15 protein-coding genes are annotated in these 14,123 nt (G+C 63.3%); 12 read left to right on the top strand and 3 right to left on the bottom strand.

What is annotated here, in order from left to right; all coding sequences use genetic code 11:
- Nucleotides 1-30: 30 nt before the first annotated feature.
- Nucleotides 31-684 (top strand): acyl-homoserine-lactone synthase, encoded by a 654-nt coding sequence (locus tag BN69_RS04345; RefSeq protein WP_014890340.1) that lies wholly within the window; start codon nucleotides 31-33, stop codon nucleotides 682-684.
- A gap of 423 nt (nucleotides 685-1,107) precedes the next feature.
- Here the strand turns inward: BN69_RS04345 and BN69_RS04340 are convergent, their stop codons facing one another.
- Complete coding sequence (locus BN69_RS04340; RefSeq protein ID WP_014890339.1) at nucleotides 1,108-2,574, bottom strand: GlxA family transcriptional regulator; 1,467 nt, start codon at nucleotides 2,572-2,574, stop codon at nucleotides 1,108-1,110.
- Between the two features lie 172 nt (nucleotides 2,575-2,746).
- On the opposite strand from BN69_RS04340, the gene ftsH reads away from it, so the two are divergent.
- The 4 genes from ftsH (at nucleotide 2,747) to BN69_RS04325 (ending at nucleotide 6,510) form a co-directional block, all read left to right on the top strand.
- Complete coding sequence (gene ftsH, locus BN69_RS04335; RefSeq protein WP_014890338.1) at nucleotides 2,747-4,663, top strand: ATP-dependent zinc metalloprotease FtsH; 1,917 nt, start codon at nucleotides 2,747-2,749, stop codon at nucleotides 4,661-4,663.
- Nucleotides 4,664-4,872: 209 nt separating this feature from the next.
- Nucleotides 4,873-5,643, top strand: a complete 771-nt coding sequence (amoC, locus tag BN69_RS04330; protein ID WP_014890337.1) for a bacterial ammonia monooxygenase, subunit AmoC — start codon at nucleotides 4,873-4,875, stop codon at nucleotides 5,641-5,643.
- A gap of 59 nt (nucleotides 5,644-5,702) precedes the next feature.
- Nucleotides 5,703-5,828 carry a hypothetical protein gene (locus tag BN69_RS19945; protein WP_256364806.1) on the top strand — a complete coding sequence of 42 codons (126 nt, stop codon included), beginning with the start codon at nucleotides 5,703-5,705 and terminating at the stop codon, nucleotides 5,826-5,828.
- Between the two features lie 184 nt (nucleotides 5,829-6,012).
- Complete coding sequence (locus BN69_RS04325) at nucleotides 6,013-6,510, top strand: DUF1269 domain-containing protein (RefSeq protein ID WP_014890336.1); 498 nt, start codon at nucleotides 6,013-6,015, stop codon at nucleotides 6,508-6,510.
- Between the two features lie 147 nt (nucleotides 6,511-6,657).
- Here the strand turns inward: BN69_RS04325 and BN69_RS04320 are convergent, their stop codons facing one another.
- The gene (locus BN69_RS04320) at nucleotides 6,658-7,311 is read right to left on the bottom strand and encodes a hypothetical protein (RefSeq protein WP_014890335.1); all 654 of its coding nucleotides are present in this window, start codon (nucleotides 7,309-7,311) and stop codon (nucleotides 6,658-6,660) included.
- A 343-nt stretch (nucleotides 7,312-7,654) separates the two neighbouring features.
- Here BN69_RS04320 and BN69_RS04315 point away from each other — a divergent pair, with 343 nt between their 5' ends.
- The 7 genes from BN69_RS04315 (at nucleotide 7,655) to BN69_RS19555 (ending at nucleotide 12,943) form a co-directional block, all read left to right on the top strand.
- Nucleotides 7,655-8,797: a 4Fe-4S dicluster domain-containing protein gene (locus tag BN69_RS04315; RefSeq protein WP_014890334.1), complete on the top strand. Its 1,143-nt coding sequence runs from the start codon at nucleotides 7,655-7,657 to the stop codon at nucleotides 8,795-8,797.
- Complete coding sequence (locus tag BN69_RS04310) at nucleotides 8,794-9,258, top strand: cyclic nucleotide-binding domain-containing protein (RefSeq protein ID WP_014890333.1); 465 nt, start codon at nucleotides 8,794-8,796, stop codon at nucleotides 9,256-9,258. The genes BN69_RS04315 and BN69_RS04310 overlap by 4 nt, the downstream gene beginning before the upstream one ends.
- Entirely contained in the window at nucleotides 9,251-10,090 is an 840-nt protein-coding gene (locus BN69_RS04305) for an FAD/NAD(P)-binding protein (protein ID WP_014890332.1), read from the top strand. Before BN69_RS04310 ends, BN69_RS04305 begins: the two co-directional genes overlap by 8 nt.
- A 1-nt stretch (nucleotide 10,091) precedes the next feature.
- Nucleotides 10,092-10,868, top strand: a complete 777-nt coding sequence (locus BN69_RS04300; RefSeq protein WP_014890331.1) for an NADH-quinone oxidoreductase subunit B family protein — start codon at nucleotides 10,092-10,094, stop codon at nucleotides 10,866-10,868.
- Nucleotides 10,858-12,150, top strand: a complete 1,293-nt coding sequence (locus BN69_RS04295; protein ID WP_014890330.1) for a Ni/Fe hydrogenase subunit alpha — start codon at nucleotides 10,858-10,860, stop codon at nucleotides 12,148-12,150. The genes BN69_RS04300 and BN69_RS04295 overlap by 11 nt, the downstream gene beginning before the upstream one ends.
- A complete protein-coding gene (locus tag BN69_RS04290) occupies nucleotides 12,131-12,613 on the top strand; it encodes a hydrogenase maturation protease (RefSeq protein ID WP_014890329.1) in 483 nt (160 codons plus the stop codon). The genes BN69_RS04295 and BN69_RS04290 overlap by 20 nt, the downstream gene beginning before the upstream one ends.
- Before the next feature lie 183 nt (nucleotides 12,614-12,796).
- A complete protein-coding gene (locus BN69_RS19555) occupies nucleotides 12,797-12,943 on the top strand; it encodes a hypothetical protein (RefSeq protein ID WP_173370388.1) in 147 nt (48 codons plus the stop codon).
- A 429-nt stretch (nucleotides 12,944-13,372) separates the two neighbouring features.
- Here BN69_RS19555 and BN69_RS19040 read toward each other — a convergent pair whose 3' ends face one another.
- Nucleotides 13,373-14,056, bottom strand: coding sequence for a hypothetical protein (locus BN69_RS19040; RefSeq protein WP_148277027.1), 684 nt, complete (start codon nucleotides 14,054-14,056; stop codon nucleotides 13,373-13,375).
- Between the last annotated feature and the right edge of the window lie 67 nt (nucleotides 14,057-14,123).

Here is a 14,123-nt window from a genome sequence, read left to right as displayed (position 1 = left end):
TGACCGTCCCTCAATCAATCGGCGGGAGCGATGATCGCGCTGCTGCCTGGCGAATCGCGCGCGCTCTTTCCCCGACTCATGGATGAGATGTATCGCCTGCGTCTCGCCGCCGCTCGCGCAGCCATACAGCCGTACGGCGCCTTCCATCGGCTGGCGGTCGTCGATTATTTTGATTCTCTGGATCCGCTCTACGTTCTTGCGCTCGACGAAATGGATTGCGTCGCGGGAGCGCTGAGATTGCTGCCGACCGCCGGCGTCACGATGTTGAACGCCGCTTTCGCGGGGGACTTGCCGGATGGCTTGCGCGTCGAAAGCCCGCTGATTTGGGAAGCGAGTCGTTTGACGCTCCACGCCGTCGGAGATGCGCGCGCGACGGAGGCCGCGATCGATCGCACGATCGGTCAACTCGGCGTCGCGCTCAATGCGATCGCCGAAACCGCCGCTCTGACGCATATGATCGGCGTTTTTGACAGGTCGACGCATCGGCTGCTGTCGCATCGCGGCTGCGCCGGCGAAACATTAGCGTCGATGCGCATCGACGGCGCCGACATGTTTGCGGTGCTTTATGAAGTCGGCGCCGCGATGAACGCGCCGTTCAAAAGTCTCGCGGGCGACGCCACGGCGCCGCCGATCAATCTTGCCGATTTGGAAAGGCTGCGCCAAAGGGGATGCCGCCGGTCATGAGCAAAACAATCTCTCGCCGGCGAGCGATCCAAGAGGGAATGCAAATGGAGGCGTTGGCGGCTCGCCGGCGGGCGGCGAGCGACGCTTCTTAGATTTGGCGAACGACGGTCAGGCGTTCACGAATGCGGTGATCGCAAGCGTGATGGCGGCGGCGGCGGCGAAAATCGAGAGAATCGCTGAGATCGCGTTCATGGCGTTTTGTCCTGTGGCTCGCTGCCCATCGAGGAAACGAAGAGCCGCATCTGAGGCAGACGCGACAAATTAGCGCACCGACTCCGAAATAAGCCAAGTGGGAAAAGCTGTTGCGCTGCACCTGCAGCGCCGCTCAATAGCGCGCGGCGCAGATTCAGCTTGCGGCCGGTAGTGCGGCTTTAAACAAAGACTAGTCGGCCAGGCTTCAGCGTCTTTGCGCCGCAATGACGATTAATCCGTCAGTGACATAAGCTTCGCTTTAAGGTCGCCGATTTCCAATTCGGCCTGCACATGAGCGCTGACGTCATATTGCACGCCGAGGAAATACAGGAGGCGGCCGTCGGCGTCGAAAAGGGGCGTGATGTTGAGCTTGTTGTGAAAGAGCGCGCCGTCCTTGCGATAATTGCGCAGCGTGACTTCGATCTGTTCTCGATTGCGGAGCGCTTCGCGCAGCCGCAGTCTGCCTTCTTGGTCGCGGTCTTCGCCCTGCAGAAAGCGGCAGTTGCGTCCGATAATCTCGTCGAGCTCGTAGCCGGTGATTCGCATAAACGGCCGATTGGCGTAGATGATCGGCGAATCTTCGAGGTCGGGGTCGGCCAGCGTGACCCCATTGACGCAGGCGTCGAAGATGGTCGTCAGCATTTTCGGAATGATTTCCGCGTCCTTGCGCAAGGCGAAAAGCTGGCCTTTATTCTGGCTTCTGGCGCGCGCCCACACCCGATAGGCGCTCGGCGCCATGCCGGCGAAACGCCGGAACGCGCGCCGAAAACGCGCCTCGTCGGCGAAGCCGGCGCTGGAGGCGAGCTCCTTGACGGGCTTGGCGCTGGTTTCCAGCAACATGCGCGCGGTCTCGACCCGTATCCGATCGATGAACGTCTTGGGCGACTCTCCGGAGGCCAGTTTGAGCCTGCGATGCAGCGTCCGCTCGGATGTCGAAAGAGCCCGCGCGAGCTCCTGAGCGCTCATCGCCGAATCGGACTGCCGGATGATTCGCTCGGCGTCAGCCAGAAAGCCGCTGGCGCCTTCGTTTCGCGTCGCTGCGTTATAGACGGTCGGGCCATGCTGCGCGCCTTTGACGGGCGCAGCCTCGCCCAGGGTGAACTCCGCGGCGACCCGCGCCGCTTCAACCCCGCAAAGCGCACGAACGACATGCAGAGCGACGTCGATCCACGACAGGGGGCCGGCGGCGGTGACCACGCGACGGTCCTCGATCAGCCGCGCGCCCCAGGCGGCGTCGATTCGGGCGTATCGCTGCTTCAACTCCTCATGATGCCGCCAGCTCGTCGTGCAGCGGCGGCCGTCGAGGAGGCCCGCCTCGCCGAGAAGAAAAGCGCCAGATCCACAGCCTGCGATCAGCGCGCCGCGCGCATGGTGGCGGCGTAGCCAGGCGGCCGCCACGCCAAAGCGCGACATGTCCGGCGGCTTTCCGTCCTCGTCGGGCCAGAAACTCGGCACGATGATCGCGTCGCAGCTCGCGATGGCCTCGAAGGACGCGGCGACAGGGAAACTCGCCCCCGCGCGGTCGCGGATCGACTCGCCATCCGCGCTCGCCGCGACGACATAGAAGGGATCCTCGGCGTTTTCAGCGGGCGCGGCGGCGCGAACGACGGCGCGCCGCGCGAGCGTCAAAACATCCGTCAATCCCGAGAAAGCCGAGCCTAGGCATTCATTTAGGCCGGCGATGACGATCTTATGCATCCGCCCCAACCTTTGGCGAATTATGACGCCTGTTTGGCGATTGCGCCATCCTGACCTAGATTACTTCTAATCTCATCCTGCGCTCGTCGCGGCATCTTTGGCGACGGCGGGGGATGCATACATAGTGACGACGACGCCCGGCCCGCCGCGGCTCTCGTCATGGAGGTGAAAAATGAAGGCGAATTGGAAGAAATATTTGCCTTGGGTTCTGTTCGTCGCAGTCGGCGCCTTGCTTTTCGGGCTCTTCCAGCATCAGCAGACCCGCACGCCGGCTCGCGAAATCACCTTCAGCGAGCTGCTGGTGCAGATCGACGAAGGCCGCGTCCATGACGTGACGATGTCCGGCAACGAGATTTCCGGCCACTTTAACGACAATCGTTCCTTCACGACCTATGCGCCGAGCGATCCGGGCCTCGTGCAGAAGCTTGAATCGAAGAAGGTGCAGATCAGCGCCAAGCCCGCGAACGACAGTCCGGGTTGGCTCTCGACTCTTCTCGTCAACGGGCTGCCGCTGCTGCTCTTCATCGCCGTCTGGATTTACATGGCGCGGCAGATGCAGGGCGGGGCAGGCGGCCGCGCGATGGGGTTTGGCAAGTCAAAGGCGAAGCTTTTGACCGAGACGCAAGGCCGCGTCACCTTTGAGGACGTCGCCGGCGTTGACGAAGCGAAAGAGGATCTGCAGGAGATCGTCGAATTCCTGCGCGATCCGCAGAAGTTCCAGCGGCTCGGCGGGCGCATTCCGCGCGGCGTGCTGCTCGTTGGACCGCCCGGCACGGGTAAAACCTTGCTCGCCCGCGCCATCGCCGGCGAAGCGGGCGTGCCCTTCTTCTCGATCTCGGGCTCCGACTTCGTCGAAATGTTCGTCGGCGTCGGCGCGTCGCGCGTGCGCGACATGTTCGAACAGGCGAAGAAGAACGCGCCCTGCATCATCTTCGTCGACGAAATCGACGCGGTCGGCCGCCATCGCGGCGCCGGCCTTGGCGGCGGCAATGACGAGCGCGAGCAGACCTTGAACCAGCTGCTCGTCGAGATGGACGGCTTCGAAGCGAATGAGGGCATCATCCTGATCGCCGCGACGAACCGTCCGGACGTGCTCGACCCGGCGCTGATGCGCCCCGGCCGTTTCGACCGGCAGATCCAGGTGCCGAACCCGGACTTCATCGGCCGCGAGAAGATTCTGAAGGTCCACGCCCGCAAGGTGCCTCTGGCACCGGACGTCGATCTGAAGGTCGTGGCGCGCGGCACGCCTGGGTTCTCCGGCGCCGATTTGATGAATCTCGTCAATGAGGCGGCGCTGCTCGCGGCGCGGCGCTCGAAGCGGATCGTCACGAACCAGGAGTTCGAGGACGCCCGCGACAAGATCATGATGGGCGCCGAGCGTCGCACGCTGGTGATGACGGATGAGGAGAAGAAGCTCACCGCCTATCACGAAGGCGGCCATGCGCTGGTGCAGCTCTCGGTTCCCGGCGCCATGCCGATCCACAAGGCGACGATCATTCCGCGCGGCAGAGCGCTCGGGATGGTGCAGGGCCTGCCCGAGCGCGATCAGATCTCGCAGACTTACGAGCAGCTGACCGCGATGCTCGCCATCGCCATGGGCGGCCGCGTCGCCGAGGAAATGATCTTTGGCCACGACAAGGTGACGTCGGGCGCGGCTTCGGACATCCAGCAATGCACCCGTGTGGCGCGTGCGATGGTCACCCAGCTCGGCTTCTCGGACAAGCTCGGCACGGTCGCCTACGCCAATCCCGAGCAGGAGCAGTTCCTCGGCTATTCCCTCGGACGTCAGCAGACGATTTCCGAGGCGACGCAGCAGACGATCGACGCTGAGGTGCGTCGATTGGTGCAGGAAGCCTATGACGAGGCGATGCGCATCCTGTCGGAAAAGCGCAGCCAGCTCGACACGCTCGCCAATGCGCTTCTCGAATTCGAGACGCTGTCCGGCGACGAGATGAAGGGCCTGCTCGTCGGCAAGCGGCCGGTGCGCGAGGAATCGTCGCCGACGCAGCCGCCGCGCGGCTCGGCGGTGCCGACGACGGGGCAGAAGCCGGAGCCCGATGTCGGCGGCCTGGAGCCCCAGCCGGTCTAGACTGTGGCGATCGAATAGGAAGCCCGGCGTCAGCGCCGGGCTTTTTTTTGCGACTCGCGAAGGCCGGAAGCGCGGTTTCGAACCCCTCCGCGTGGCGGATTCTGCGCCGTATTTGGCGACAAAGTCACTGTCTGCGGGGCGCCAGAACAAGCAAGATGCGTCAGCCTCGAAGAGCGTCTCTTCGAGTCAAATTCCATGGAGGAGACTTAATGAGCTCAACGACTGACACAGCAGCCCGGGCTGCTGCTGGCACGGAAGCTGTAGTTGACCTGAAGGGCATGTGGATCGGCCTGGCCGTTCTGAACGGGTTCTATCTGGTCGTTCGCATTTACGAGCAGATTTATGGCTGGCGCGCCGGCCTGGACTCGTTTGCGCCGGAGTTCCAGACCTATTGGATGTCGATCCTTTGGACCGAGATTCCGCTTGAGCTGATCTCGGGCATTGGCCTTGCGGGCTTTCTTTGGAAGACGCGCACGCGCGACTTCTCGACTCTGACGGCGCGCGAAGAAATGCGCCGCCTGGTTGTCGAAGTGCAGTGGCTGGTGGTTTACGCCGCGGCCATTTACTGGGGCGCGTCGTTCTTCACGGAGCAGGACGGCACCTGGCACATGACGGTGATTCGCGACACGGACTTCACGCCGTCGCACATCATCGAGTTCTACATGAGCTACCCGATCTACTCGGTGATCGCGGTCGGCGGCTTCTTCTATGCGAAGACGCGTCTTCCGTATTTCGCCAAGGGCTATTCGGTGGCCTATCTGATCGTGGCGATCGGCCCGTTCATGATCATCCCGAACGTCGGCCTGAATGAGTGGGGCCACACGTTCTGGTTCATGGAAGAACTGTTCGTCGCGCCGCTGCATTGGGGCTTCGTGTTCTTCGGCTGGATGGCGCTCGGCGTGTTCGGCGTCGTGCTTCAGCTGCTGATCAACATTCAGCGTCTGATCGGCAAGGAAGGCGTCGCCCTCCTGACCGAGTAATCCGAGACGTCGCCGCCCGCTTCGCGGCGGGCGGCGCCACAAAAACGGGAGAAACTCCTATGGATGTCGTCATGCTGCTGCTGGCCGCGGCGCTGTCGCCGCTCTGTTTCCTGTATGCCGCGCCGCATCGTGTCCCGCTGCGCGCCCGCAGCGAAGCCGCGCCGTCGCGCCATCGCGAGAAGTGATGATTTGATGGAAGTCTGGCCCGCCGGCGTCGCCGAGGAGGCGATGACGGCGGCCGACCGCCCGCCCGTCGTTCGGTCCCTTCACTCAGCCTCAGCCGCTCATCGGCGCATTGTCTTGCCTCTTTCACTGAACTAGATCGTCAATGGCGGCGCGCGAGACCCGCGCGCCGAACAGGAGAGGCCAATGAATGATCTTCTCGTGATTGCATTTCCGTCGGAAGAAAAGGCCGAAGAAGTTCGGCAGAAGCTCTTCACCATGCAAAAGGAATATTTGATCGAGCTCGGCGACGCGGTCGTCGCCGTCAAGAACGCCGATGGCGCGATAAAGCTCAATCAGCTGTTCAGCACTACCGCCCTTGGCGGAGTCTCCGGCGCTTTTTGGGGCGCTCTGATCGGATTGATCTTCATGATGCCGCTTGCAGGCGCTGCGATCGGCGCCGGCGCCGGCGCCGTGTCGGGCGCGCTGACCGACTTCGGCATCGACGACAAATTCATGAAGGACGTGGCGGCCGCGGTTCCGCCCGGCGGCGCCGCCTTGTTCCTGCTCGTGCGCAAGATGACGACCGACAAGGTTCTCGAGGGACTGAAAGGAGTCGGCGGCGTGGTGCTGCGGACGTCCTTCGATAAATCCAAGGACGACGCCATCCGCGCCGCGCTGGCGGCGCAGCCGACCTCCGCCTGATCGGGCTGCGCGCCGAAGAGCTCTTCGGCGCGCGCCCTTTGGCCCGCTTCCGATCACATGAAACATGTGATCGAAGGAATCGCTCAACATCCAACGTTGGAGCAGGCTCTCATCGAAAAAGCCGGCCAGCTTTTTGCGGAGCCTGCTCTAAACGGTCTCCTCCGCCTCGCGAGCTTTTCGGCGATGGGAGTGCAGCGTGATGTAGATGCTGGCGGCGATGAAGCCTATGCCGAGAAGGGAAACGATAATGAACAGCGATGAGCGCTGGATGATCGCCACCGCCGGCACGAAGAGTCCGAGAATAATGCCGACGACGCAGATCTGCCACGCAGCCGCGTGAACGCCCGCCACGAAGGTGGCGACGGCCAGCAGCACCATCAGGTTGAGGCCCGCGGCGTTTACGTCGATCAGCTGGCGCAGCGGCGGCGAATAGATCAGCCACATGCCGAAGAGAAACGCCGCCCAGTGCAGTATTTGGGTCCAAACGAGCCGCGTGCGTTCATGCGTCGTTTCCGCATGACGCCAGCCGATATAAATGCAGATCGCGCAATAGACCGGCGTCAGGAACTCCCAGTACAAGGCGACCGGCCGTCCCGTAAAGGTGACGATTCCGATGCCGAGCACGGCCGTCGACAGCATCACGATGTAGGGCAGGTCGATTTTGATGACGTCGAGAAAAAGAACGCCCGGGGACTGGGTCCGGATCTCTTCGATGCCGTGCTCCAACGTCGTCGTCCAGCTTTCGTGCTGCGGCGAGGCGTCGGGCAACTTCGGTTCGGCCGGGTCGGAGCTATTGGACATGAGCAATCCTCACTGGTTCCGGCGCGAATGATGCTGCGGCGGCAAGTTCACCTTGTCCTCCGCGCCTGTTGGCCGAATTAGAAGGTCAAGATAGTTCGTGCACGGGAACCGAGCAACCGGCGAGATGGGAATTGCGCCGGCTCGTCCGGCTGCTGGTAAACTCGGGCTTCAGGATCGCGCGAGGCGGTTGTCGTCACGGGGGAAGACGATAAGCGCGTGATGCGGGACGGCGGCCGAACGTCATCCTCGCGTCACAAGGGCGCCGGCAAAGGCTAAACTTGACGAAACATTCCGCGTGGTTCGATTTGATGTCGGCGGGCAGGAAACCGGGATAGGAGCGCTCATGGCCAAAGCTGACGAAGCGGCGGCGACCATCACGGTCGAGGGGCTGCAGGCCTTGCTGCGGGCGATCCGGGCCGGCGGCTATCGCGCCATCGGCCCCACCGTGCACAATGAGGCGATCGTTTACGACGATATCGAATCCGTCGACGATCTGCCCCGCGGGTTGACGGATGAGCAGGACGGCGGCCGCTACAAATTGGCCAGACGCGATGACGATGCGCTCTTTGGATATTCCGTCGGGCCGCAGTCGTGGAAGAAATATCTGCATGCGCCGAAGCTGCGGCTGTGGACGGCCGAACGCGCTGGCGAGAACGCAAGCGTTACGCCCGAAGCGCTCCCGGCCGATCGTCTCGCCTTTATCGGCGTGCGCGCCTGCGAAATTCGCGCGATCGACATTCAAGACCGGGTCCTCGTCGGCGATCTCTACGTCGACCCGCACTACCAAGCGCTGCGCGCGCGCGCGCTGATCGTCGCCGTCAATTGCGGCAAGGCGGGAGGCACCTGCTTCTGCGTGTCGATGCATGCGGGGCCGCGCGTCGAGCACGGGTTCGACCTCGCCCTGACCGAGCTTTTCGAGGGAACCGAGCACATCTTTCTCGTCGAGACCGGCAGCGACGAGGGGCGCGCGCTCCTCGCGCAGATTCCGCATCGGCTTGCGTCGAGCCGCGAGATTGAAGCTGGCGACGCCGTGGTCGAACGCGCCGCATCCTCAATGGGCCGCGAAATGCGTTCGGACGATCTCAACGAACTGCTGATGAGCAATCTCGAACATCCGCGCTGGGACGAGGTGGCGACGCGCTGTCTGAGCTGCACGAATTGCACCTTGGTTTGTCCGACCTGCTTCTGCACGTCGGTGGAAGACGCCTCCGATCTTTCCGGCGCGCGCGCCGAACGCTGGCGCCGGTGGGATTCCTGCTTCACAATGGATTTTTCCTACATTCATGGCGGCAGCGTGCGCGCCAGCGCGAAATCGCGCTACCGACAGTGGATGACTCACAAGCTCGCGACCTGGATCGACCAGTTCGGCTCGTCGGGCTGCGTGGGGTGCGGGCGCTGCATCACCTGGTGCCCGGTGGGCATCGACATCACCGAGGAAGTGCGCGCCATTCGCGGCTGTGACACGTCCGCTGGGGACTGGCCATGAAGAATATCGCCGATCTGCTGCGCCATCATCCCTTCGCTGAGGGGCTCGATGAAGAGACGCTGGCGCTGGTCGCCGGATGCGCCACAAACGTCGTCTTGCAGCCGGGCGATTATCTGCATCGCGAGGGCGCCGCGGCGGATTCCTTTTATCTCGTGCGGCATGGCGCCGTGGCGCTGGAGACTTTCGTCCCGGGCCGGGGGGCTTTCACCTTTCTCACCGTCAAGAGCGGCGAAATCCTCGGCGCCGACTGGCTCATTCCGCCCTATCGTTCGTCTTTCGACGCGCGCGCCATCGAACTGACGCGCGCCATCGCTTTCGACGGGAAGTGTCTGCGCGGCAAATGCGAGGCGGATCCGCGCGTCGGCTATGAAATGATGAAGCGGTTCATTCCGCCGCTCGTCAAACGTCTGCAGTCGGCGCGCATGCAGGCGCTCGGGATGTATGATGCCGCCAATGCTTAAAGCCTGCGCGCCGCTATCTTATCCGATGGCGCCGAGCATGACGCCGGTGACGCGCTTCACCCGCGAGTCGGCGGACGTGTTCACCTTCGACCTCCTCCCCGAGCGCGCCACGCCCTTCGCGCCGGGGCAGTTCAATATGCTTTACGCATTCGGCGTCGGCGAGATACCGATCAGCATCAGCGGGGACTCGCAGGCGCCGGAGCGGCTCACGCACACGATCCGCGCCGTCGGCCCGGTGAGCGCAGCGCTTGGCAAGCTTAAGGCCGGCGATCAGGTGGGCTTGCGCGGCCCCTTCGGCGTCGGCTGGCCGGTCGAGGAAGCGAAGGGCTTCGACGTCCTGCTGATTGGCGGCGGCATTGGCCTCGCGCCGCTTCGGCCGGCGATCTACTGGCTGCTGCGCCATCGCGCCGCTTACGGGCGGGTGGGCGTGCTCTATGGCGCGCGCACGCCGGAGGACCTGATTTTTCGCGACGAACTCGAAGAATGGCGGAAGACGCCAGACTTCCAGCTGCGCGTCGCTGTGGAGCGCGCCGGACCGGATTGGACCGGCGACGTCGGCTATGTGACGCCTCTGCTGTCCAAGCTTCGCTACGAACCGGCGGACGCCATCGCCATGATCTGCGGTCCGGAAGTGATGATCCGGGCGACAGCGCTCGCGCTCGAAGACGCGGGCGTCGCGGACTCGCGGATCTTCATTTCGATGGAGCGCAATATGAAATGCGCCATCGGCCATTGCGGTCACTGTCAATTCGGTCCGCTGTTCATCTGCAAGGACGGGCCGGTGCATCGCTACGATCGCGTGCGCGATCTTCTCGCCTATCGGGAGCTGTGACGTGGCGCGTATTCGACCAAGACTCGCCGTCTGGAAATTCGCCTCATGTGACGGCTGCCAGCTCAGCCTGCTCGATTGCGAGGATGAATTGCTGGAGATCGCCGGCGAAATCGAGATCGCGCACTTTCTCGAGGCGACGAGCGCGTCGGTTGAAGGTCCATATGATCTTTCGCTCGTCGAAGGCTCGGTGACGACGGCGCATGACGCCGCGCGCATCCAGGAGGTCCGCAAACAGTCGCGGTTCCTAATAACGATTGGCGCCTGCGCCACGGCAGGCGGCGTTCAGGCGCTGCGCAATTTCGCCGACGTGCGCGACTATGCGGCGATCGTCTATGCGCGGCCGGACTATATCCAAACGCTGGCGACGTCGACCGCCATCGCCGATCACGTGAAGGTTGACTTCGAACTACGCGGCTGTCCGATCAGCACGCGGCAGCTCGTCGAAACGATTTCTGCGTTCCTCGCCGGGCGCAAGCCGCAAACGCCGCCGCATAGCGTCTGCGTCGAGTGCAAGATCGCCGGCAATCTCTGCGTCATGGTCGGTCACGGTACGCCGTGTCTGGGACCCGTCACTCATGCGGGCTGCGGCGCGCTCTGTCCCTCCTACAATCGCGGCTGCTATGGCTGCTATGGCCCGATGGAAACGCCCAATACGCCGTCGCTGTCGGCATGGTTAAGCAAACTCGGCATGGATGAGGATGCGCTGAAGCGCGTCTATCGTACTTTCAACGCCAACGCCGACGCCTTCCGTAAGGAAAGCGAGCGTCATGATCGTTAAGACGATCAAAGTCGATCAGCTTGCCCGAGTTGAGGGCGAGGGCGCGCTCAAGGTCGTCGCGCGCGACGGCGTCGTGCAGTCGGCCGAGCTCAATATTTTCGAACCGCCGCGCTTCTTCGAAGCTCTCCTCCGCGATCGCATGTACACGGAAGCGCCGGACATCACCGCGCGCATCTGCGGCATATGTCCGGTCGCCTATCAGATGAGCGCGATTCACGCGATGGAGGACGCGCTCGGCGTCGTCGTCGACGGACCCTTACGCGACCTGCGACGACTCCTCTATTGCGGCGAGTGGATCGAGAGCCACACGCTCCATGTCTACATGCTGCACGCGCCGGACTTCCTCGGTTACGCGGGCGCCATCGAGATGGCGCGCGACCACGCCGATATCGTTCGCCGGGCCCTCGATCTCAAAAAGGCAGGCAATGCTATCATCGCGCTGCTCGGCGGCCGCGAGATTCATCCGATCAATGTCCGCGTCGGCGGCTTTTATCGTGCGCCGCGCCGGCGCGAACTTCAGCCGCTCGCCGAACAGTTGAAGCGTGCGCGGGACGAGGCGCTCGCGACCGTGCGCTGGACGGCTGGTTTTGATTTTCCCGATGTTGAGCGCGACTATGAATTCGTCGCCTTGCGCGGCGACGGCGAATATCCCTTCAACCAGGGCCGCATCGTCTCGAGCCGCGGGCTCGACATCGCCGCCGCTGAATATGACGAACATTTCGAGGAGAGCCACGTCGAACATTCGACCGCGCTGCACGCGCATATCAAGGCGCGCGGCGCCTATCTCACCGGGCCCTTGGCGCGCTACGCGCTGAACGCCGCGTCGCTCTCGCCGATCGCGCGTGAGGCGGCGCGCGAAGCCGGCCTTGGACCGGTCTGCGCCAATCCCTTCCGCAGCATTATCGTTCGCGCCGTCGAAGTTCTCTACGCCTGCGACGAGGCGCTGCGGATCATCGACGACTACGAAGAGCCGGCGCGGCCAGCGGTCGATCTCGAGCCGCGCGCGGGAACCGGCTTTGCGGCGACCGAGGCGCCGCGCGGCATGCTGTATCATCGCTACGGCCTCAATGCCGATGGAAAGATCGCGGACGCGCGCATCGTCCCCCCGACGTCGCAGAACCAGCCGAGCATCGAAGAGGATCTGAAGATTTTCGCGACCGCGTGGCTCGATCTGCCGGACGATGCTCTGCGCCATCGATGCGAACAGACCATTCGCAATCACGACCCCTGCATTTCCTGCGCGACGCATTTTCTGCGGCTCGATGTCGACCGGGGCGGATAGCGCGCGCGAAGGACCGCGCATCCTTGTGCTCTGTATCGGCAATCCTGATCGCGGCGACGATGCGGCGGGCCGCGCGGTCGCGCGCGCGCTGAGAGCGTCGGCGGCCGACGTCGAAATCATCGAGGAGGAGGGCGAGGCGACGCGCATATTGGCGCGGCTCGAGGGCGCGGACGCCGCCTACATCGTCGACGCCTGCGTCTCCGGGGCGGAGCCTGGCGACATCCGCCGCTTCGACGTCGGCGCGAGCCCGCTTCCGCGAGCGGCCTTTGGCGCGTCGACGCATGGCTTCGGCCTCGCCGAAGCTCTGGAACTCGCCCGCGCGCTGGGCGCATTGCCCCCGCGCTGCGTCGTTTATGCGATCGAAGGCGGGACCTTCGACGCCGGCGCGCCGATGTCGCCGGCGGTCGCGGCGGCCGTCGATATCGTCGCGGGCCGGTTACGGAGGGATATGCTCGGCAAATAGCCGAAGCGGGGCGGCGCGTCGCCCAAAATCGCCCTAGGCCCGAAACAACCGGCAACATTACGGCAATTCGGCCGAAACGCGGGCATGCTTAAGTGTGTGCTCGCAATACCCAGGGTCGCGCGTCGGCGCCGCTGAATGTCTCCCCGCAGATCAGCGCCGCGCAGACCAAGCATGGAGAGCCCAATGCAGCGTCTCGTTTCCGCGTCGAAAGTCATCGTCACCGTCTCGACCGTTCGGATGCTCGTCCAACTGCCGATTCATATCGTTCGACGCATCGCCGCGTCGCCGGAGGCGTTTATCGACGCCATAGAGCGTTTTGCAAAACACTAAGCTTTGCGATCGCCTCGGCCGCGCAAGCCTAGGATGAAACAATAACCTGCGTCGGATACGCTTGACTACGTCAGCATTCGCCGGCGGGTTGAATGAACTTGCGCCTGACCCAGTTGAACTGGCTAACAGCCAAACAATCTGGAGGAAAAAATGCGCAAGCTCGTGCTATTGATAATCGGGGCGTCTTTTACTTTCGCTCCGATGGCTCAAGCGCAGCGATCTTACCCGAGCGATGGCAACGTCCAGTCCTATGGCGGGCTCTGGCGTTATCAGAAGAGGGACTATAGCACGCCCTGGCGGCCTCTTAACCCCGGCGTGTGCTGGCAGTGGAGCGATTCCGTCGGCAACTGGGTATGGGTGTGCTGAGCAACACGCCGGTTCGATGAGACGCAAGAAACGCCCCGCTGCGACGCCTCAGTCGGGGCGTTTTTATTGCGCGTGACCTCGCGCCGCCGACGGCGAAGACGCCGCTCTGGCGATCTGGCTTTTCGAGTAAAACTTGGACGTCCTCCAACGCCGCGCTGAGCGGCGTTCGAGCGGCGGCGAGCGGGAGCGCTCGTCGTTCCATCGCTCAAAATCAAACCGTTGGAGCAGGTTCTCATCGAAAAAGTCTGTCAACTTTTTCGGAACCTGCTCTAATGCCCAGGTGGGGCCGTATGTCGGCCATATTGGCGTTCCCAATTCACGGTAAAGGAGCCACACCTCCCTCTTATGAAGGCTGGGCATGGGCTTTTCACGGGCGCCATTATCCGTCGGGCCGTCGCCAGGAAGAACAGAGATCGCCCTCTTTTCGGCGGCAGCTTTTGTCCGGCCAGATCGCCCGCTCGGCAAGCTGGGTCGCATGGCTAGGGCGAACGGAATTTTCGCCGTCTCGGAAATCTGCAAGGGACTTGCGATACTCACCATCGGCGACATGGCGATCGCAGATGGAGTCGGCGAATTTGTGTGCATCGCGGCGCTGACGATCGAGGCGTCGCCTTTCTTACGATGGCGATCGGCGGCATACGTCGGTTGAACAGTTTTACCCGTTCTACCACCGAAGGCATTTGAGCGTCTGAGAGAAGGCCATTGTGATCCGCCGACGTATCCGGTCGAGATCGCCGGACTCGGCATGGGTTTCAGCCTTTGGCGAAGGATCGACATCGTCGAACGAAGAGGCGGATTGGCGGGCGCATGATCT

This window comes from Methylocystis sp. SC2 (genome assembly GCF_000304315.1).
GTDB lineage: Bacteria > Pseudomonadota > Alphaproteobacteria > Rhizobiales > Beijerinckiaceae > Methylocystis.
The sequence above is the reverse complement of the archived record's forward strand: the minus strand, read 5'-3'. Positions and strand labels throughout refer to the sequence as shown.